1 protein-coding gene and 1 pseudogene are annotated in these 703 nt (G+C 63.6%); one reads left to right on the forward strand and one right to left on the reverse strand.

Annotated elements, in window-relative coordinates:
* Window positions 1-189: 189 nt before the first annotated feature.
* Window positions 190-534 (forward strand): annotated as a pseudogene (locus ACIHAO_RS23130) (HNH endonuclease signature motif containing protein); the annotation flags it as partial.
* On the opposite strand, the gene ACIHAO_RS23135 reads toward ACIHAO_RS23130, so the two are convergent.
* A partial coding sequence (locus ACIHAO_RS23135) for a hypothetical protein (protein WP_396560938.1) occupies window positions 504-703 on the reverse strand: 200 nt, incomplete at its 5' end. The pseudogene ACIHAO_RS23130 and the gene ACIHAO_RS23135 sit on opposite strands and share 31 nt — an antisense overlap.

Raw genomic sequence — 703 nt, forward strand, 5'->3', positions numbered from 1 at the left:
ACCGCCGCGACAAAACTGCTCTACCTCGGACTCCGCAACATCACCAGCAACCGAGGCGGCCCATCAGGAACCGGCACCCGAGGCTGGAAACAAGCCCTCAACACCCTCGCCGCACTCTTCCCCGACCGACTACCACTCCACTAGAATCAAAGAAGAAGTCATCCGTGGCTTACACGGAAATCATGACAGGGCCAGGTACTCGACCTGGGCCGGGACCGCTATCGGCCCACAGCGGGAGTAGGCGAATTCGTGCGGGTGCGGGATCGGGAATGCCGAAGACCCGGCTGCCAGCGTCCCGCCCAGGCCTGCGATCTTGATCATGTGGTGCCGTGGCAGTTCGGCGGCCACACCAACGCTGACGAGCTGATCGACCTCTGCCGTCGGGACCACCGGCTCAAAGACGAACCCGGCTGGGTTTACTCGCTCGCTGCGGACGGCACTCTTACGGTCACCACACCGACAGGGCAGAGCTACGACAGTTCGCCTCCGCCGCTGCATGAACCTCAGGTGGCCGACGAACCACCGCCGTTCTGAAGCATCGCCAGAAAACGGCAACGGCTGTCTCCCGCACCGCCGCAGCCTTCGACCTGAGAAACCACCGCCCTCATGACCGAGTGCGCCCTCACCCAAGTCCAACCACACTGGCCCGCAACCGGCTCCGCGACCTGACCTTCCTGAGCATCGCCAGAAAACGACGACGCAA

Origin of the sequence: Amycolatopsis sp. NPDC052450 (assembly GCF_044547565.1) — a bacterium.
GTDB lineage: Bacteria > Actinomycetota > Actinomycetes > Mycobacteriales > Pseudonocardiaceae > Amycolatopsis.